The sequence below is a fragment of the Actinomadura chokoriensis genome (genome assembly GCF_039529475.1).
GTDB lineage: Bacteria > Actinomycetota > Actinomycetes > Streptosporangiales > Streptosporangiaceae > Spirillospora > Spirillospora bangladeshensis.
The window spans coordinates 125,898-146,170 of record NZ_BAAAMW010000017.1 but is presented as its reverse complement, the minus strand read 5'-3'; the positions used below and the strand labels follow the sequence as shown (position 1 = coordinate 146,170).

The window sequence follows — 20,273 nt, the reverse complement described above, 5'->3', positions numbered from 1 at the left end:
TGCTCGACCTGACGACCTCCCAGGGCACCGCCACCGGACGTGACTACGCGCTGAGGTACACCGTCCGTGTCCACGCCGAAGACGGCGTCGCGCACGGCACCACCTTGCACCTCACCGCCGACCGCCCCTTTTCCTGGACGCGGCACGCCCCCGGCTGCACCCGCTCCGCTTCCGGTGACCGACTCCGCTGCGCCGTAGGCGATGTGGGCGAGCGACCGGCCGCACGTACGGCCACCCTCCAGATCCCGTCGTCGGCGATGTCGACGCCGTCCGCAAAGCCCTTGAGCGTCGTCGCCACAGCGGACGCCTCCAACGCCCCCCGCCGTACGGTCCGCGCGGTCTTCGCCTTCTCCAACACGACCCTGACCCCAACGAAGACACCAACTTCAAGCGACGCCCCCACCCCCTCTGACCCCAGCACGAGCAGCGAACCCACAGCGACCCTGTCCGGCCCGAAACCGACCCCGAGCGACCACCCAGTCCCCACGCCAACCCCGTCCGGCCCCAAACCGACCGCGAGTGGTCACTCCGCCCCCACGGCGACGTCTACTCACCCCTCCGCCCCGTCCAGCGGTGGACACGCGCCGACGGCGAGCGGTCATCCCGCCCCCGCGCCGACCCCGTCCGGCCCGAAGCCGACCGCGAGTGGTCACTCTGCCCCCACGTCGACGTCCACTCACCCCTCCGCCCCGTCCAGCGGCGGGCATCCGCCGACGGCGAGTGGTCACCCTGCCCCCACATCGACGTCCACTCACCCCTCCGCCCCGTCCAGCGGCGGGCACGCGCCGACCGCGAGTGGTCATCCCAGCCACACGTCGCACGGGCATTGCATGCGTGGTCAGGCGAGGCCGTGTCCGTCTACGCACTCCTCCAGCCCGAGTGGTCACTCCAGTTCGCATTGTGCGGTCAGTAAGGCGAGTGCTGCCGGGCGGCCGTGTCCGTCTGGGCAGGCGCTGGGGCCGAAGTCGAGTGCGAGCGGTGGTCACTCGCCGGCGGCCGGGCCGTGCAAGGGCGGACGGCCGGGTGCCGGGGGTGCGCCTTGCGTCGCGCCGCCGCCGTCTGCGGCGACGCCGACTCCGCGTGATTCGGCGAGTTCGGCTGCTGTGATTCCGCCCGGCGTCGCGCCCAGCCCCAGCGGTCGGCCCAGCTTGAGCGGGCAGTCCGGGGAGGCGGGCGCGCAGCCGTCGGTGGCGCCCACGCCGTTCTCCGTGCCGGACCTGCCGACCGTGGCGCCGCCCGGGTCGGTCGTCCTGCCGCCGGTGATGGCGCCGGCGGGGCCGGTGGTGGCGCCCGGCGAGACCCGGATGACGCTGATGGCCCCGGCCGGGATGGAGCAGGCGGACGAGGCGGACTGGGCGGTCGTCGTCGGCATCGCGCTCGTGGCCGAGATCGGCCTTCTCTGGGGCGTCGCGTGCGTCGGGCTGCTGCGGCGGCGGCTGGCGTTGCAGCGGGCCGTGTCCGGCGGGTGAGGCCGGGCCCGGACGACGGGAACGGGCGGTCCGCCCGGTCCGGATAGACGTATCGAAGGACGGGCCATCCCAAATCGGGTCCGGTGTCAGTAAGCTGACCGCCTGGCAGTAAACGCTGTCGTGACGGACAGGGGATCCGGTATGTCAGACGCGACGATGCAATGTCCGACGATGCAATGTCCCAAGTGCGAGTCGAAGCTCGACACCCACGAGCGGCACGGGGTCGTGATCGAGGAATGCCCGGGGTGCAAGGGCGTCTTCCTCGACCGCGGCGAGCTGGAGCAGCTGATCGACGCCGAGAGCCGCTACCTGGCCGAGCTTCCGGACGACGCGAACCCCGAGACCACCTACCAGGGGCGGCACCGCCGCGGCATCGTGGAGCAGATCTTCGCCGGTGACCAGTAGGCTCCGGCACGGTCGGTGACCGCGCGGACGCCCCCCTGTGAAAGGGGTTTTCCCTCTTGTCACGGGGGTGACAAACCGCGCGCCGCCGAATGTGTCCGGGAACCAATATCGCTCACTCGCTACCATCCGGTAGCTTGACGATCATCGCCGGTCGCCGGGGGCGTCCAGGACACAGCCGTCCGGCCGACGCGGTCCGCATCCGCCGATGGCGCCCGCCCGCACGCTCCGTACCGGGCCCCGTCCGGCCCGTCCCCTCGGGAGAATGATCAATGGCATTGGGCTCGCTGCTTCCCGAACTCCTGCCCGGCGGCTCCGGCCGCACCCCGCTGATCGAACGGGTCGCGAGGTGGGCGCGGGAGAAGCCGGACGCCCCGGCCTACACCTTCGTCGACTACTCGGCCGACCCGGCGGGCGCGCACGTCACGGTGAGCTGGGCGGAGACGGACCGCCGCGCGCGGGCGGTCGCGGCGACGCTGCGGCGGGTCAGCGGGCCGGGCGAGCGGGCCGCGCTGCTGCTGCCGCAGACCCTCGAGTACATGATGACGATGCTCGGCGCCATGTACGCGCACGTCATCGCGGTGCCGCTGTTCTCCCCGGACCTGCCGGGGCACGCCGACCGGCTGATCGGCGCCTACGCCGACGCCGAGCCCGCGGTGATCGTCACGACGCGGAACGCGCTGCCGCACGTGGAGATGTTCCTCGCCGACCACGACGTCCCGCAGCCCAAGGAGATCGTGTTCGCCGAGGAGATCGACCCGGCGCTGGCCGACCGGTGGGAGGACGAGCCCATCGGTTTCGACGACCTCGCGTACCTGCAGTACACGTCGGGGTCCACCCGCCGTCCCGCGGGCGTGGAGATCACGCACGGGAACGTGACGGCGAACGCGGCGCAGCTGTGGGCGGGGTGGGCGCCCGAGAAGCCGAACCCCGAGCTGGTCAGCTGGCTGCCCCTGTTCCACGACATGGGGCTGATCTCGACGATGGCGCTGCCGCTGGTGAACGGCGACCACGCCATCTACACCGACCCGGTGTCGTTCATCATGAACCCGATGCGCTGGCTGCAGCTCATCGCGTCGCGGCCGGGCAGGAACGTCTACACGGCGGGCCCGAACTTCGCGTTCGAGTACGTCGCGTCGACGGCGACGCCGGAGAAGCTCGCCGGCCTGGACCTGTCCGGGCTGACGACCTGCCTGAACGGCGCCGAGCCGATCCGCACCTCGACGCTGGCGATGTTCGCCGAGGCGCTCGCGCCGGCCGGGCTGCGGCCGGGCGCGCAGGCGCCGGGCTACGGGCTGGCGGAGGCGACGGTGTTCGTCACCGCGGCCGCCGAGGACGTCCCGCCGAAGGTCATCTCCGTCGACCGGGAGGCGCTCACCCAGGGCGAGCTGGTGCTCCGCGAGGGCGGGTCCGAGCTGGTGTCGTGCGGCGGCCCGTGCGGGCAGCTCGTCGCGATCGTCGACCCGGAGACCCGCATCGAGCAGCCGGACGGGCGGGTCGGCGAGATCTGGGTCCACGGCCCCAACACGGCCCCCGGCTACTGGCGCAACTCCGAGCGGAGCCAGGACACCTTCGGCGGCGAGCTGAACGACCCCGGCGAACTCCCCGTCGGGCCCTGGATGAAGACCGGAGACTACGGCGTCGTCCACGAGGGCGAGCTGTACGTCACCGGCCGCATCAAGGACCTCATCATCGTGGACGGCCGCAACCACTACCCGCAGGACATCGAGGTCACGACGCAGGAGGCGCACCCCGCGATCCGTCCGGACCACGTGGCCGCGTTCGCCATCACCGGGGCGGAGACCGAGCGGCTGGTGGTCGTCGCCGAGCGCAACCGCCGGGTCCCGCTCGGACGGCTGGACGCGGACGAGGTCGAGGCGGCGGTGCGCGGCGCCGTCAACATCGAGCACGAGATGAGCGTCCACGACTTCGTGTTGATCGAACCGGGTGGCGTGTCGCGTACGTCCAGCGGAAAGATCGCACGTGCGGCGACGCGGCAGCGCTACCTTGACGGCGAGTTGCCGACGACCGCGGCGCGCCTCGCGTCCCGCAAGTAGCACCACGGCGCTCGAACCACGGCGGCCCGCCCGGCCGCGGCGAAACAGGAGGACCATGCTCTCGGGGCTGGGGCGTCTGATCCACCGGCGGCGCTGGACCAGCCTGGTGCTGATCCTGGTGACGACCGTCGTCGCGGGCGCCTGGGGCCTCGGCGTGCTCGGCAAGTTCAAGGAGGGCGGCTTCGAGGACCCGGACGCGTCCTCGACGCTCGTCGCCAAGCTCGGCGCCACCTACTTCGGCAGCACCAACCCCGACGTCCTCGTCCTGTACTCCAGCGACACGATGACGGTGGACGACCCGCGCTACGAGGCGAGCGTCATCACCACCGTCTCGCGGCTGCCGAAGGCCCAGGTCGAGGAGATCATCTCCTACTGGTCGTTCGACGGTAAGGCGGCGGAGACGTTCGCCTCGCACGACCGGCACAAGACGTTCGTCGCGGTGAAGCTGCGCGGCCAGGACGGCGCGACCAAGACCGAGAACTACCACCTCGTCAAGGACCGGCTGGCGGCGCCGGGGCTGACCGTCCAGTACGGCGGCAGCGTCCCGCTGGGCGAGGAGTTCGGCCAGCAGGTCGTCACCGACATCGTCCGTGCCGAGATGATCACGTCGCCGCTGCTGATGATCCTGATGGTGATGCTCTTCGGCGCCCTCGTCGCGGCCCTCCAGCCGCTCGTCATCGCGATGTTCTCGACCATCGGCGGCCTGGCGGTCCTCCACGTTGTGACGTACGCGGCGGACGTGACGTCGTTCGCCTTGGAAGTCGTCACGATGATGGGCGTCGGCCTGTCGATCGACTACTCGCTGTTCATCATCAGCCGGTTCCGTGAGGAACTGGCGCGCGGCATGGCCGCGCAAGGGCTGCCCCAGGGCAAACCCTGGAGGTGGGAGCGCGACAAGGCTTCGCGCAAGGCCGCGAAGAAGGCGTACAAGACGGCCTTGAAGCCGATCCGTGAGTCGGCTTTGGCCGCCACCATGGCGACGGCGGGCCGCACCATCATGGTCAGCGGCGTCACCGTGTCCGCGGCTCTCGCGGGCCTCCTGCTCTTCCCGCAGATGTTCCTCCGGACGATCGGGCTCGCCGGCATAGCCACCGTCATGGTCGCCGTGTTCGGCGCCACGGTCCTCCTGCCGACGCTCCTGGCACTCCTGGGGACGCGGGTCGAGGCAGGGCGCATGCCATGGCGGCGGCCCACGTCCAAGCGCGCGCAGCGCGACCCCGAGAGCGGCTTCTGGTACCGCCTCGGCCACAGCGTGATGAAGCATCCGCTGCCGTACTTCGCGGTGGTGCTCGTCATCCTCGGTGTGATGTTCGTGCCGTTCCTGAACGTCCAGTTCGGCAGCGTGGACGCCCGAGTCCTGCCCAAGAGCAGCCCCACCCGCCACGTGGTGGAGACCGTCAAGAAGGAGTTCCCCAACGGCTCGGCCGAGCCGATCGACGTGGTCGTCTCCGGCGACCTCATCCCGCGCGACTGGAAGCCCGCCAAGAAGGACGACCCCATCCCGCCCTACCTGGAGGACTTCCGGCAGCGCCTGGCGAAGCTCCCCGGTGTCGCGGACGCCCAGTTCACCGGCTACTCGGGCACGTACGGCGGTGTGCGCATCTCCGTCACGCACAAGTACGAGCCGATGGACGAGCGCGCCCAGGACCTCGTCACCGACATCCGCGGGATGAGCCTGTCCAAGGACGGCTACCCGATGCACATCGACGTCGGCGGCAGCACGGCCTCGCAGATGGACCTGATGTCCAGCCTGATGCGCACCCTGCCGAAGATGGCGGTCTTCGTCGGGATCGCCACGTTCATCCTGCTGTTCATGTTCTTCGGGTCGATCGCGCTGCCGCTGAAGGCGATCGTGATGAACGTCCTGTCGATAGGCGCCTCGTTCGGCGCGATCGTGTGGGGCTTCCAGTACGGGCATCTCGCCGGCGTCCTGGACTTCACCCCGACCGGCGGCGTCGAGGCGACCAGCATGATCCTCATCCTCGCGGTCGTGTTCGGCCTGTCGATGGACTACGAGGTCTTCCTGCTCAGCCGCATCCGGGAGGAATGGGACCTCACGCACGACAACCGGGTGGCGGTCGCGTCCGGCATGCAGCACACCGGCGGCATCATCACCAGCGCCGCCTTGCTGTTCCTCGTGGTCGTCGCCGCGTTCAGCATGGCGAGCATCACCATCGTCAAGCTGATCGGCGTCGGCATGTTCGTCGCGGTCGTGGTGGACGCCGCGCTCGTCCGGTCGCTGCTCGTCCCGGCGACGATGCGGTTCATGGGCTCGGCGAACTGGTGGCTGCCGCCCTTCCTCGCCGGCCTGCACGCCCGCATGGACCTGCGCGAGCGCAGCGCCCTGGCCCCGGCGGGCGCGACCGTCGCCCCGCCCCGCCTCCCGGACGAGCAGCCGTTCCCGTACGCGCTGCACTGGGAGGACGCCGGCGAGGCGCCCGCACCGGAACCGCCGCCGCCACCGCGCGTGCCGCCCGCCCCGGGGGACGCCCGCGAGGCCTTCCGCCCGCCCGCGCCTTCACCGGCGCCGGAACCGCCGCAGCTCGTCTTCCGGAGCGCCGCGGGCACCGAGCCCAACGGGCAGGCCCCCGCCGAGCCGTGGCGCCCCTGGGCGGACGGCCCGCCGCAGCCGAGGCCGCGCCACGACCCGCGCGTCCGCCGGGCGATCGCCCCCGCCCCGGACGGCTCCGGCTGGCGCTGGAGCGACGACGACCCACGCTGACGCTCCGGAAGCCTGCTCAGGGACGCGGGCGGGCGAGCAGCGAGTCGATGACCTCCAGGGCGCGGCCGGTGCCGTTCTCGGTGCGTATCCGCTCGCCCAGTTCGCCGGCTCGCGCTGTGACGGCTTCGTTCTGGACGGCTTCGCGGATGCGGCCGGCGAGGAGCGGCGCGGTCAGGGAGCGGAACGGCAGGGGCGCCGTGCCCGCGCCCAGGGCGGCGATCTGCTCGCCCCAGAAGGGCTGGTCGCCGAAGAAGGGGCAGACGACCGTGGGGACGCCGGCGCGCAGCCCCGCAGCGGTGGTGCCCGCGCCGCCGTGATGGACGACGGCCGCCATCCGGGGGAAGAGCCACGCGTGCGGGACGTCCCGGACGGCGAGGACGTGCTCGTCCGACGTCTCGGGGTCTCCCTGCACGATGCCGCGCATTCCTGCCAGTTTCAGCGCGGCGCGGATCGTGAGCGCCGTCTTCTCCTCGTCCTTGGCCACCATGCTGCCGAAGCCGACATAGACCGGCGCCGGTCCGGCGTCCAGGAAGTCGGCCAGTTCCTTGGGCGGGGTCCATTCGTCCTCGTCCAGGAACCAGTAGCCGGTCATGGCGACGTTCGGCGGCCAGTCCTTCGGGCGGGGCACGACGAGCGGGCTGAAGCACGCGAGCACGGGGGCGCGGGTCGGCAGCTTTCCGCGCAGCGGCAGCCGGTCGAGCCCCAGAGTCTCGGCCCGCCAGGGGTTGATGAAGGGCCGCGAGAGCTGCCAGGCGATCTGCTCGACCGCCATGAAGCTCCCCCGGTTGCCCCAGCGGCCGAGCCGCCGGGCCTGCGGCACGAACGGATGCGGGAACGCTCCGGTGGCCTGGCTCGGCTGGAAATGAATCAGCCCCCAAGGAACACCGAAATGCTCACCGAGATGCATGGGAAGGTAACAGAAAGTGGGCCCCAGGATGAGGTCCGCGCCTTTACAGGCGTCCGAACACTCGGCCAGCAGCCGTTCGGCCATCGGCCCGAGGATGCGCCGGAAACCGCCGAGGAATGTGATCGGATTCCGGCCGCCGGCGAGCAACTCCTGACCGGCGTCCGATTCGAGGATCTCGGTCGGATCGGCGGTCAGCGGCGCCAGCTCCAGCCCGGCGGCGACGGCCATCGGCGCGTACCGCGCGCTCGCCACGAGCCGCACCTCGTCCCCGCGCGCCCGCAGCGCCCGCCCGAGCGCCGCGCACGGCTGGATGTCCCCCCGCGACCCCGCCGCGAAGATCACGATTCTGCTCACGGTGCCTCCTACCAGGCGTCGCTGCGCGGGACGGCCTGCGATTCCTCGCCCGGGTCCTCCTCGGGGACATAGGGCTCGTACCAGCCGTGCGGCGGCGCCGGCCGCTCCCCGTCCTCCGCGACGGGGGGTGGCCGCTCCTCGCCGCCGTCGTCCTCCCGCTCCGCGTCGGCGGGGTTCCACGACGCCCTCAGCACGGCCGCCTTCCCGGCCTCGTCCCGCGCAGGAGCCGACCCGGCGTCGCCCTTGCCCGGAGGCGCGCTCGCGTCCTCGGAGAGACGCTCGGCGGCGGAGGCGGCGGCCTGTGCTGTGCCGCTCTGAGCGGGCGGCTGTGCGGGGACGCTGCCGCTTTCGGGCGGAGGCAGGTCGGTGGTGCTCGGCGGGACGGCCTGGTCCGTGCGGGGAAGCGCGGCGTCCGGAGCCTCGGCGAGTGCTGGGATCGGGGCCGTCGGGCGTGCCGACTCGGAGGTGGGCCAGTCCTCCCACGCGTTCGCCCGCACCGAGGGCGCGGGCGTGGCGGGTGGTGGTGCGGGGGACGACGGCGGCGGCGGAGGCTCGGACGGCGGCGCAGGCCACGGCGTCGGCGGCCCGGGGCGCTCGTCGTCCTGCCAACTGTAGGTGTCGTCCGGCGGCTTGAGGCTGTCGTCGTCGGTCCACCAGTGCGGACCCGGGGTCGGGGTGGGGACGGGGTCGTCCGGCATGGGGTCGTCCTCCCAGGTGGCGGGAAGCGGGAGGGGCACGTTGGGCGGCGCGGCGGCCGCCACCGCGACCGGGGCCGCGAGGGGCGCGGACCCGGGCGCGACCAGAGCCGGGATCGGGTCGCGCGGGGTCATCGCCGGGTCGAGCTCCGGAAGGCCCGGGGCGTCCGGGACGTCCGGGATGACGGGGGAGGTCTTGCCGTGCTTCGGCCCGAGCCAGCCGCGCCGGCTCGGCAGCGTCAGCCCGCTGATCAGCCCGCCGACGAGGACGAGGACGGCGCCGAGGATCAGCCCCGAGGAGGTCCCGGCGCGGAAGGTCTCCAGCTCGGCGGCGCCCGCGCCCTCGTCCGGGACGTGGTGGACGAGGAGCCCGACGATGGCGATGCCGAACGCGCCGGACGCCTCCCGGATCACGTTGATGACGCCGCTCGCGACCCCGGCCCGCTTCTCCGGGACGGCCTTGAGCACGTACATCACCAGCGGCATGCCGAGGGCCGCGCCGACGCCGACCAGCATGACCCCGGGCATCAGGTCGGCGTAGCCGTCGCCGACCTTGAGCATGGAGAACAGCACCATGCCGAGGCCCATCAGCGCCATGCCCGCGCCGATCGCCGGGCGCGGGCCGATCTTGGCGGCCATCAGGAACGCCAGCGGGGTCAGCACGATGATCGCGATGGCGGGGGGCAGCATGACCAGGCCCGCCTCCGACGGCGAGAAGCCCAGGAAGCGCTGCAGGAACGGCTGCGAGTAGAACATCATGCCGTTGAAGCCGATGCCGTACAGCATCTGCGACAGCAGCCCGCCGGTGAACACCCGGTTGCGGAAGAACCGCAGGTCGATCATGGGGTCGGGGGCCCAGTTCTCCACCACGATGAAGCAGACCAGCGCGATCGCGCCGAGGGCGAAGACGCTGAGCACGGACGGGTCGGACCAGCCGAGCTTGTTGCCGGCCTCCAGCCCGTAGATGAACGCGAACAGCATCGTCGCGGAGATCAGCACGCCGGGCAGGTCGATGCGGGCGTGCTTGTTCTCGCCGGTCGGGGTGAGGACGAACAGTCCCAGCACGATCACCAGGATGCCGGGCACGATGTTGATCAGGAAGATCCAGCCCCAGTGCCAGTGCTCGACGATGAACCCGCCGATCGCGGGGCCGAGCGCGGTCGCGGCGGACGCGGCGCCGATGAAGGCGATGTTGCCGATCGAGCGCTGCTTGTCGTTGCGCCCGACGGTGACCATCACCTGCGTGGCGGGCAGCACGAGCGCGGCCCCGGCGCCCTGGACGATGCGGGAGACGATCAGCACCTCGGAGCTGTCCGCGAGCCCGCAGACGGCGGACGCGGCCGTGAACACGACCATGCCGGTGGTGAAGGTGAGGCGGCAGCCGAAGACGTCGCTGAGCCGCCCGCCCGTGATCATCAGGCAGGAGAACATCAGGATGTAGCCGGTGGCGACCCAGTCCTTGGCCGAGGACGACATGTCGAGGTCGGCCATGATCGTGGGCAGCGCCGTGAAGACCACCGTGTTGTCCATGGTGGTCATGAACGCGCTGACGGCCACCACCGCCAGCGCCCATCGGTATCGGCCCCGGGTCAAGAGTCCGTACGGCGAGGGTCCGGCACCGCCGGGAAATCCGCCGCTTCCCCCTAAAAGCAGTCGTCGCTATTGTTACTATTGGTTGGCGTCTCGTTACTCAGCCCTGACTCTGTGCCGGGCTGCCTCAACTATCCCATCAGGCCACATTGGTTACTCCCGAGTCTTGTCATCACCGTGACAAGACGTCGCTGAGAAAAGTGGTCTGGATGCGCATCGTGAGCCGGTCAGCGTGGGACAAAGTGGTCCCTCCGCTTCGATGAACGATCCCGGTTTCATGGGGGGAACCCAGCGCATGCAGAGCAACGATCGTTCGGTGGCCGCGCGGGACGCCTCGCAGGAGGAGACCCGGATCGGCGAGGACGCGATCCGCCGGCACCTGATCGAGCAGATCGCGCGCCGCTCCCGGACCGCCGTCGCCGACATCGACCCCGACCGGCCGCTGGAGGAGTTCGGGCTGGCGTCCCGCGACGCCGTCGCGATCGCCGGCGAGCTGGAGCAGATGCTGGGCCGCTCCCTGCCGGCCACCCTCGTCTGGGAACACCCCACGATCAACAAGCTCTCCGTCGCGCTGGCGGGCGGCGGCGTCCGGGAGGCCGAGCCCGAGCCGCAGCCGGTCCGGGCGGCGGGCGCGAGCGACGAGCCGATCGCCGTCGTCGGCATCGGCTGCCGCTTCCCCGGCGGCGACCGCGACCTGACCGGCCCCGCCGACTACTGGCGCTTCCTGACCGGGCGCGGCGACGCGATCCGCGAGGTGCCGGACGGCCGCTGGGACGCGTTCGACGACGGCTCCCCCGAGGTCGGCGACCTGCTGGAGAAGACCACCCGGCTCGGCGGCTTCCTCGGCGACGTCGCCGGGTTCGACGCGCAGTTCTTCGGCATCACGCCGCGCGAGGCCGCCGTCATGGACCCGCAGCAGCGGCTCGTCCTGGAGGTGGCGTGGGAGGCGTTCGAGCACGCGGGCATCGGCCCGGCGTCGCTGCGCGGCAGCCGCACCGGCGTGTTCGTCGGCGTGTCGGCGCCGGAGTACGCCGCGTTCACCGCCTCCGACCTGGCGTCCCTCGAACCGTTCACGGCGACCGGCGCCGCGCTCAGCATCATCGCGAACCGGCTGTCGTACCTGCTCGACCTGCGCGGCCCCAGCATGATCGTCGACACGGCGTGCTCGTCGTCGCTGGTGTCCACGCACCTCGCCGTGCAGGCGCTGCGCAGCGGCGAGGCCGACGTGGCGCTCGCGGGCGGCGTGAACCTGCTGCTGTCGCCGACCGTCACGATGACGTTCGACCTCGCGGGCGGCACGGCGGCGGACGGGCACTGCAAGGCGTTCGACGCGTCCGCCGACGGCATGGTCCGCGCGGAGGGCTGCGGCGCGGTCGTCCTGAAGCGCCTCTCGGACGCGCAGCGGGACGGCGACCGCATCCTGGCCGTCGTGAAGGGCTCCGGCGTCAACTCCGACGGCCGCTCCAACGGCCTCGTCGCCCCGAACTCCGACGCGCAGCGCGCCCTGCTCCGCCACGTCTACGCGGCGGCGGGCGTCGACACGCGCGAGGTCGACTACATCGAGGCCCACGGGACGGGGACGTTCCTGGGCGACCCGATCGAGGCGAAGTCGGTCGGCGAGGTCCTCGGCGCCGGACGCGACGACGACACGCCCCTGCTGCTGGGCTCCGCGAAGTCGAACCTCGGGCACATGGAGTCGGCGGCGGGCATCGCCGGGCTCATCAAGGCCGTCCTCGCGCTGCACCACCGGGTCATCCCGCCCAGCGCGCACTACAAGGAACCCAACCCGCACATCCCGTTCGATGAACTGCACCTCGCGGTCGTCAGCGAGGAGACGCCGTGGCCTGACCGGAACCACCCCGCACGTGCGGGCGTGTCCGGGTTCGGCTTCGGCGGGACGAACGCGCACGTCATCCTCGAAGAGGCACCCGCGCAGGAGACGACCGTCCACCCGGCCGTCGTCCGGACGTTCCCGCTGTCGGACACCAGCGACGACCGCGTCCGCGACCACGCGGCCCTCCTCGCCGAGTGGCTCCCCGCCCGGGACGGTGTGAAGCTCGCCGACGTCGCCCGCACCCTGCACCGGCGCGCCGGCCGCGGACGAGCCCGCGCCGCCGTCGCCGCCCGCGACCGCGCGGGGCTCATCGAAGGGCTGACCGCCCTCGCCGAGGGCCGTCCCCATGCCGGTGTGGTGACGGGTTCCGCGCTCGGTATGCCGGGCCGTCCCGTGTGGGTCTTCTCCGGGTACGGGGCGCAGCGTCCGGGAATGGCGCAGCGCCTCCTGGAGGAGGAGCCCGCGTTCGCCGAGGCCATCGACGACCTGGACGGGCTGTTCGCCGAGGAGGGCGGCCCCGACCTGTGGTCGCTGCTCGAAGAGGGCCGCAAGCCCGACGGGCCGGCCGACACCATGCCGGTGCTGTTCGCCGTCCAGATCGGCCTGGCCCGCATGTGGAAGGCGTACGGCGTCACGCCCGGCGCGGTCGTCGGCCACTCGATGGGCGAGGTCGCGGCGGCCGTCGTCGCGGGCGCGCTCACGCCGGAGGACGGCGTCCGCGTCATCTGCCGCCGGTCGCGCCTGCTGACGCGGCTCGTCGGCGGCGGCGCGATGGCGGTGCTCGGCGCGTCCGCCGATGAGGTCGCGCGCCTCGCGGACGGCCTCCCCGAGGTCTACGCGGCCGTCCACTCGTCCCCGAAGCAGACCGTCGTCACCGGCGACGCCGACCAGGTCGCCGAGGTCGTGAAGCGCGCCGAGGCCGAGGGGCGGCTCGCCCGGATGGTCCAGGCCGAGGGCGCCGGGCACTCCCCGCAGGTCGACCCGCTGCTCCCCGAGCTGCGCGAACAGCTCGCCGAGGTCGGCACCGAGCGCGGCACTCCGCTCGCCGATGGCATCAAGCTCTACACGACCGCGCTCGACGACCCCCGCACCTACCTCGCCTCAGATGAGGCGCTGGGAGTCGACCACTGGGCCGCGAACCTGCGCAACGCGGTGCGGCTCACCGATGCCGTTTCGGCCGCCGCCGAGGACGGCTACCGGACGTTCGTCGAGGTCAACGCCCATCCGATCCTCGCCCACGCGGTCGGCGAGACCCTCGACGGGACGGGCGCGCTCGTCACCCACACGCTCAAGCGGGCGCGCAAGGGCGAGGAGACCGACGACACGCTCACCTTCCATGCGCAGCTCGCGACCCTCGCCGCCCACGGCCTCAAGGTCGCGGCGCCGTCGGACGGCCGCATCGTCGACGTCCCGCAGTCGCCGTGGCGGCATGAGCGGCACTGGGTCGACCTGTCGTCCCGCACGTCCGGCAAGAGCGACGAGCACCCGCTGCTCGGCGCGCACGTGGAGATGCCCGGCGAGGAGCGCCACGCCTGGCGCGCCGACGTCGGCTTGGCCGCGCAGCCGTGGCTTTCCGGCGCGACCGTCCACGGCCTGCACGCGCTGCCCGTCGCCGCGTACGCCGAGATGGCGCTCGCCGCCGGCGCGACCGCGCTCGGCACCGACGACGTCCGCGTCAACAGCCTGTGGATGGAGCGTCCGCTCGCGCTCGCCGAGCACACCACCGTGACCACGACGTTCACCGAGGCGGAGCAGCGGGTCGAGATCCACGCGCTGACGCCGGCGGGCACGTGGGCGCGGCTGGCCAGCGCGGACGTCGGCGAGGACCACCGCGACCCCGCCGCGCCCGAGCCCGGCGCGGCCACCGAGGTCGGCGCCGCCGAGCGCGGCAGCCGCCACTACCGGCTGCATCCCGAGGTCTTCGACCGCTGCCTGTCGGTGCTGTCGGACGAGGCGGCCGGTGAGGAGGGCGGCGTCTGGCTGGCCGAGACGATCGGCAGCCTCCGCGTCCACGGCCCGACCCACCGCGGCGGCCACGTCCAGGCGCGCGTCGTCCGGGACGACGAGGGCGTGACCGGCTCGATCACCCTCCTGTCGCCGGAGGGCGACCTCCTCGCCGAGGCGACGGGCATCACCCTGCGCAAGGTCGACCGTCCCGACGTCCCGGTCCCCCTGGAAGACAAACTGGTCGAACTCCTCTGGGATGAATCCCCCCTCCCGGACACGGAGGCGTCCGGCGGCGGGACGTGGCTGGTCCTGTCCGACGAGGACGACGCGCTGGCCGCGGCGGCCGGCGCGGGGCTGGAGGAGCGCGGGAAGCGCGTCATCCGGCACCGGGTGACGAACCGGCCGCCGGACGACCACCCGGCCATGGAGGAGCCGGTCGAAGGCGTCGTGCTCGTCCCCTCGGCCGATCTGGTCGACGAGGAACTCGTGCTCGCCCTCGTCGGCGTGAGCCGTTCACTGCCGGACGGGCCGCGCCTCTACGTCGCCACCCGCAGCGCACTCCCGCTGAACGGCGAGGAGGGGCTGCCCGGTCACGCGTTCGTCAGCGCGCTCACCCGCGTGCTGGCGTTCGAGCGGACCGTCCAGCGGGCCACCCACGTGGACGTCGACCGCCCGGCCGACCTGGTCGCGGAGCTGCTCGCCGGCGGCGACGCCCGCGAGGTCGCCTGGCGCGCGGGCACCCGGTACACGGCACGCCTCGGCCAGGCCGCCCTCCCGGACGCCGCGCCCAAGCGGAAGCGGGTCGTCCGCCGCGGCGGCGCGTACATCATCACCGGCGGGTACGGCGGGATCGGCCTGGTCACCGCGCGGCTGCTGGCCGAGCGCGGCGCGGGACGCGTCGTCCTGTCCGGGCGCGGCGGCCCCGACGCCGACGCCGAGAAGGTGATCGCGCGCCTCCGCGAGGACGGCGTGGACGTCGGCGTCGTCCTCGGCGACATCGCGCGGCCCGGCACCGCCGAGCGCCTGATCGAGGTCGCCCGGGAGGGCGGCAAGCGGCTGTGCGGCATCGTGCACGGCGCGGGCGCGATCGACGACCGGCTCATCGCCGACCTCGGCCCGGACGATCTCCACAGGGTGTGGACGGCGAAGGTCGAGGGCGCCCGCCGGCTCAGCGAGGCCGCCTGGGACCTCGACCTCGACTGGTTCGTCGTGCACTCCTCGGCCGCCGCGCTGCTCGGCTCGCCCGGCCAGGGCGCCTACGCCGCCGCGAACGCCGCGATCGACGCGCTGACGGCCCACCGCCGCGCGAACGGACGCCCCGGAACTACCATCAACTGGGGCACCTGGGCGCAGGTCGGCGGCGCCGCCGACACGTCCGTCACGGTCATCGACCCGATCAGCCCGGCCGAGGGCGCGGAGGCCCTCGAAGCGCTGCTCGTCCACGACCTGCCGGCGACCGGCGTGCTGCGCTTCGATCCGATCACGGCGGTGAGCCTGTTCCCCGAGATCCGGACCATGCCCTACTTCGCCGCGCTGACCGAGGCGGCGGACGAGGCGGGCGCGGACGACGCCGGCGACTGGCCCGGCGTGGAGGCCCTCAAGGACCTCGACCCCGCCGCCGCGCGCGCGCTGATCGCCGCGCAGGTCAAGCACCGGATCGCGGCCGTCCTCGGGTTCGACCCGCAGCGCCTCGACCCGGCCGTCCCGCTCACCGACCTCGGCCTCGACTCGCTCGTCGCCGTCCGGATCAAGAGCGGCGTCGAGCACGACCTCGGGCTGACCGTCCCCGCGTCGGTGCTGCTCCAGGGCGCCAGCGTGAACGTGTTCGAGGAGTGGGCGGCGGGCGAGCTCGGCCTCGCGGACGCCCCGGCGCCGACGGCCGTCTCGAACGCCGAATCCGGCTACGTCATGCCGCGCGACGCCGCCGAGCGGCTCGCGGTCCGCATCTTCGAGGACGTCCTCGGCCTCGACCGCGTCGGCGTCACCGCCGACTTCTTCGCCGACCTCGGCGGGCAGGAGCACCAGGCCGACCGGATCGTGGCGCTGGTCTCCACCGAACTCGGCGCCGCCGTCACCCGCGGCGAGCTGTTCGAGGTCCCGACGGCGGAGAACGTCGCCGAGTACATCCGGGCGGCGGACGAGGAGGCGGCGCGGCAGACCGTCCGGCCGCTGAAGCCGTCCGGCGACCGGCGGCCGATCTTCATCGCGCACCCGGCGGGCGGCACCACCGCCTGCTACCGGCAGCTCATCGACCTGCTCGGCGCCGACCAGCCGGTGTACGGGCTGGAGCGGTTCGAGGACGCGCCGTCCGTCGAGGAGCGCGCCGCCCGCTACGTGCGGCACCTGCGGGAGGCGCAGCCCGAGGGCGCGTTCCGGCTCGGCGGCTGGTCGTTCGGCGGCGTCCTCGCCTACGAGACCGCCCGCCAGTTGAAGGCGGCCGGGCGCGAGGTCGAGTTCGTCGCGCTGTTCGACGCGGGCCTGCCGCTGCCGGTGGACGACGAGTCCGACACCCTCGCCCGCCGCTTCTCCGCGTTCGCCGACTACATCAACGAGACGTACGGTCTGGACGTCACCCTCACCTACGAAGAGCTGTCCGGGCTGGACGAGGAAGCGCAGTTCGCGCTCGTCATGGAGCGCGCCGCCCCGCTCGTGGACTACATCCCCCCGGCGGCCCTCACCCACCAGCTCACCTCGCACCAGGACACCCGTTCCCTGGAGGCGTACCGGCCCGAGCCGTACGACGGTCGGGTCATCCTGTACTACGCGCCCGAGGAGACCCCCTGGGCCGTCCGGGATGCCCGCTACGTGCTCGACGGGACCAACGGTTTCGGCGGGCTCTGCTCCGACCTGGAGATCGTCACGATCCCCGGGGTGCACCACCTCAACCTGCTCGACCCGCCCGGTGTGGAGGTTCTCGCCGCGCACCTGGAGGGCCGGCTGGCCGGACGGCGGGAGCGCGACGCCGTCCTCACGTCCACAACGGCCCGCTGAGGGCCCCACCCCGAACCCCGTCGTCCACGGAGGACACCCATGGCCAACTCCGGCTCGTCCCACGCCCTGCTCGAGGCCGTACGCGGCGGCGCGAGCGGCCCCGAGCTGCAGGAGATCGACCTGCCGACCCGCTTCCGCGCCGCGCACACCCGCAAGGACGAGGTCGGCATCTTCGAGGGCCAGACCGACAAGGACGTCCGCCGCTCGCTGCACGTCGGCGAGGTCGAGATGCCCGAGCTGGCGCCCGACGAGTGCGTGGTCGCGGTGATGTCCGCCGCGATCAACTTCAACACCGTCTGGTCGGCGATCTTCGAGCCGGTGCCGACGTTCGCTTTCCTGGAGAAGTTCGGCCGGCAGGGCTGGTACGGCGCGCGGCACGACCTGCCGTACCACATCCTCGGCTCGGACGGCTCCGGTGTCGTCGTCCGCACGGGCGCGGGCGTGAAGCACTGGAAGGTGGGCGACAAGGTCGTGCTGTCCCCGTCCTACGTGGACGAGGAGGACCACGGCTCCTACGACGACGGCATGATGTCGGAGACCCAGCTCGCGTGGGGCTTCGAGACGAACTTCGGCTCGCTCGGCGAGTACTGCATCGTCAAGGCGAACCAGCTGATCCGCAAGCCCGCGCACCTCACCTGGGAGGAGGCCGGCTCCAACACCCTGTGCGCCGCGACCGCCTACCGGATGCTCGTCGGGACGCACGGCGCCCGCATGAAGCAGGGCGACGTCGTGCTGATCTGGGGCGCGACCGGCGGGCTCGGCTCGTTTGCGACGCAGCTCGTCAAGAACGGCGGCGGCATCCCGGTCGGCGTCGTGTCGTCGGAGGAGAAGGCCGAGATCGTCCGGTCGCAGGGCTGCGAGCACGTCATCAACCGCAACGAGCTGAACCTCGGCGAGCAGGGCCTGCGGCACCCGAAGGCCGGCCGCATCCTCGGCGAGGCCATCCGCGGCCTCGTCGGCGAGGACCCCGGCATCGTGTTCGAGTACCTCGGCCGCGAGACGTTCGGCGCGTCCGTCTACGTCGCCAAGCGCGGCGGCAAGATCGTCACGTGCGGCTCGTCCACCGGCTACAAGCACGAGTACGACAACCGGTTCCTGTGGATGCGGCTGAAGAGCATCATCGGCTCGCACGGCTTCAACTACCACGAGGCCGCCGAGGTGAACCGGCTGTTCAGCCTCGGCATGATCCACCCGACGCTGTCGAAGGTGTTCCCGCTGGACGAGGCCGGTGAGGCGACCCGCGCCGTCCAGACCAACCAGCACATCGGCAAGGTCGCCGTCCTGTGCGCCGCCGAGAAGGAGGGCCAGGGCGTGGACGACCCGATCCTCCGCGAGCGCATCGGCGAGGAGAAGATGAACCTCTACCGCCGCTGACGTACCCACCCCGAGGGACGGGCCCGGTCGCCGGGGCCGTCCCTTTCGCGTTCCCGCGGCGAGGTCACGACGGCGTGCCGAGCTCCTCGGCGGCCTCCTGGTAGGCGCGGGCGGCGCGGGCGAAGTAGTCGAACAGCACCTCGCGCTGCTCGGGCGGGTAGCCGGCGATGATCTCGCCGATCCTCCGCCGCGCGGGGGCGAGGACCTCGTCGAGCCCGGCGGGCTGGGCGATCGGCTCGACGATGACCTTGCGGCGGTCGTCCGGGGAGGGCAGCCGGCGGACGTACCCGGTCTTCTCCAGGCGGTCGATCAGGCGGGTGGTGGGCCCGGTGGTCAGCCCGGTGCGCGCGCCCAGCTCCCCCGGGGTCATGGCGCCCGACAGCTCCAGCACGTTCAGGGCGTACAGGTCGGTCGCCCCCATGTCGCAGGCCCTGGCGCCCGCCTGCCCGTGCAGCATGACCGCGCTCAGGTAGCGGCGGTAGATCCGGCTCGCGTCCTCGGGTGTTGACACGGGATCCTCCCTTCCCTAATCTCTTCCTTAACGAAGAGAAATCTTCAACGAAGAAACTTCGTCTACGAAGTTATCATGGGAAGGGCATCGCCGTGGGCACCAACACCATCACCAGTTCCACCAGCACCATCGCCGCAGAGGAGGCCATCGACGTCCCGGCCGCGCCCCGGCGGTCCAGGAGGCGGCTGGTCAAGCGGATCCTGGGCATCGGCGCGCTGTCGGCCGGGCTGGCCGCGGGCGGCGCCTACCTGTGGCTGGACGGCACCGCGGACGTGCGCCAGGCCGGCAACCCCGACTGCGCCGCCGTCACCCCGACCGGCGCGCCCGCCGCCGACGCGCACCGGCAGGTCTGCGCGACGCTCGGCGCGATGGCCGACGCCTGGGGCCGCGGTGACGCCGACGCCTACGGCGCCGCCTTCACCGAGGACGCCACCTACACCACGTTCGTGGGCAGCCACTACCAGGGCCGCCGCGACATCGTCGAAGGCCACCGCGCCCTGTTCGACGGATTCCTCAAGGGCACCCGCCTGTCCGACTCCTACCTCGGAATCCGTTTCTACGGGCCCGCCACCGCGATCGTCACCACCCGCGGCGACACCTACAAGGGCGAGCCGAAGAAGCCCGGCGAGCTGTCCAAGGTGCAGACCTACACGCTGATCCGCCAGGACGACGGCCAGTGGCGCATCGCCGCCTTCCACAACACCAAGCGGCAGCGGGTCATGGAACGCATCTCGTTCCTGTTCGACGCCGACACCCAGCCCGCCGCCGAGAAGTGATCCGAGCAGGGACCTCACCGATCAACGCGCACGACACCGCCGCGACCCGGGTGGCCGGCCGCGTCGCGGCTTCGGCGGTGCCCGCCGCTCAGTCCTCCTCCAGCGGGATGTCGCCGAGGCCGAGCAGCAGGGCCCGCAGCAGCCCGGCGAGGGCCTCCTGCTCGTCCCGGCCGAGCGAGGCGAGGATGCGCCGCTCGTTCTCCAGGTGGGCGGTGACGGCCCGGTCGATCAGCTCACGGCCTTCGGGGGTGAGCGCGACCACGACCGTGCGCCGGTTCGCGGGATCGACGTCGCGCGTGACGTAGCCCTTCGCCACGAGCCGGTCGAGCCGGTTGGTGACGGCCCCGGAGGTCACCATCGAGGAGCGGGCCAGCGCGCCGGCGGTCATGCCGCCGGGCGCGCCCGCGCGCCGCAGCGTGGCGAGGACGTCGAACTCGCCGCGCTCCAGGCCGAACTCGGCGAACAGCTCCTTGAGCCGGCGTTCGGCGATCCGCGTCACCCGGGACAGGCGGCCGAGCACGCCCATCGGGGACGCGTCCAGGTCCGGGCGGGCGCCGGCCCACTGCTCCAGGACGAGGTCGAGCGCGTCACGCGTCACCGCGAACTCCTCAACGTTGAAGTGTTTGACGCCAAGCTATCACTCG

At 72.5% G+C, this 20,273-nt stretch carries 11 protein-coding genes; 7 read left to right on the top strand and 4 right to left on the bottom strand.

The features are described from left to right. Nucleotides 1-1,148: 1,148 nt before the first annotated feature. The 4 genes from ABFX46_RS30330 (at nt 1,149) to ABFX46_RS30315 (ending at nt 6,650) form a co-directional block, all read left to right on the top strand. The gene (locus ABFX46_RS30330; protein WP_346047343.1) at nt 1,149-1,469 is read left to right on the top strand and encodes a hypothetical protein; all 321 of its coding nucleotides are present in this window, start codon (nt 1,149-1,151) and stop codon (nt 1,467-1,469) included. A gap of 171 nt (nt 1,470-1,640) precedes the next feature. Next, on the top strand, nt 1,641-1,874 hold the full coding sequence (locus tag ABFX46_RS30325; RefSeq protein WP_203596329.1) for a zf-TFIIB domain-containing protein: 234 nt from the start codon (nt 1,641-1,643) through the stop codon (nt 1,872-1,874). A gap of 269 nt (nt 1,875-2,143) precedes the next feature. Further along, nucleotides 2,144-3,928: a fatty acyl-AMP ligase gene (locus tag ABFX46_RS30320; protein WP_346047342.1), complete on the top strand. Its 1,785-nt coding sequence runs from the start codon at nt 2,144-2,146 to the stop codon at nt 3,926-3,928. Nucleotides 3,929-3,983: 55 nt separating this feature from the next. Further along, the gene (locus ABFX46_RS30315) at nt 3,984-6,650 is read left to right on the top strand and encodes an MMPL family transporter (protein WP_346047341.1); all 2,667 of its coding nucleotides are present in this window, start codon (nt 3,984-3,986) and stop codon (nt 6,648-6,650) included. Between the two features lie 16 nt (nt 6,651-6,666). Here ABFX46_RS30315 and ABFX46_RS30310 read toward each other — a convergent pair whose 3' ends face one another. Together ABFX46_RS30310 and ABFX46_RS30305 are read right to left on the bottom strand one after the other, a co-directional pair. Further along, a complete protein-coding gene (locus ABFX46_RS30310; RefSeq protein ID WP_346047340.1) occupies nt 6,667-7,911 on the bottom strand; it encodes a glycosyltransferase in 1,245 nt (414 codons plus the stop codon). An 8-nt stretch (nt 7,912-7,919) separates the two neighbouring features. After that, on the bottom strand, nt 7,920-10,199 hold the full coding sequence (locus ABFX46_RS30305) for a DHA2 family efflux MFS transporter permease subunit (protein WP_346047339.1): 2,280 nt from the start codon (nt 10,197-10,199) through the stop codon (nt 7,920-7,922). Between the two features lie 292 nt (nt 10,200-10,491). On the opposite strand from ABFX46_RS30305, the gene ABFX46_RS30300 reads away from it, so the two are divergent. Then, nucleotides 10,492-16,968, top strand: a complete 6,477-nt coding sequence (locus ABFX46_RS30300; RefSeq protein WP_346047338.1) for an SDR family NAD(P)-dependent oxidoreductase — start codon at nt 10,492-10,494, stop codon at nt 16,966-16,968. 39 nt (nt 16,969-17,007) lie between these two features. Beyond that, nucleotides 17,008-18,342, top strand: coding sequence for a crotonyl-CoA carboxylase/reductase (gene ccrA, locus ABFX46_RS30295; RefSeq protein ID WP_346047337.1), 1,335 nt, complete (start codon nt 17,008-17,010; stop codon nt 18,340-18,342). 64 nt (nt 18,343-18,406) lie between these two features. Here ccrA and ABFX46_RS30290 read toward each other — a convergent pair whose 3' ends face one another. Continuing rightward, a complete protein-coding gene (locus tag ABFX46_RS30290; RefSeq protein WP_346047336.1) occupies nt 18,407-18,853 on the bottom strand; it encodes a MarR family winged helix-turn-helix transcriptional regulator in 447 nt (148 codons plus the stop codon). 92 nt (nt 18,854-18,945) lie between these two features. Here ABFX46_RS30290 and ABFX46_RS30285 point away from each other — a divergent pair, with 92 nt between their 5' ends. After that, the gene (locus ABFX46_RS30285) at nt 18,946-19,629 is read left to right on the top strand and encodes an SgcJ/EcaC family oxidoreductase (protein ID WP_346047335.1); all 684 of its coding nucleotides are present in this window, start codon (nt 18,946-18,948) and stop codon (nt 19,627-19,629) included. A gap of 88 nt (nt 19,630-19,717) precedes the next feature. On the opposite strand, the gene ABFX46_RS30280 is transcribed toward ABFX46_RS30285, so the two are convergent. Continuing rightward, a complete protein-coding gene (locus ABFX46_RS30280; protein ID WP_346047334.1) occupies nt 19,718-20,227 on the bottom strand; it encodes a MarR family winged helix-turn-helix transcriptional regulator in 510 nt (169 codons plus the stop codon). Between the last annotated feature and the right edge of the window lie 46 nt (nt 20,228-20,273).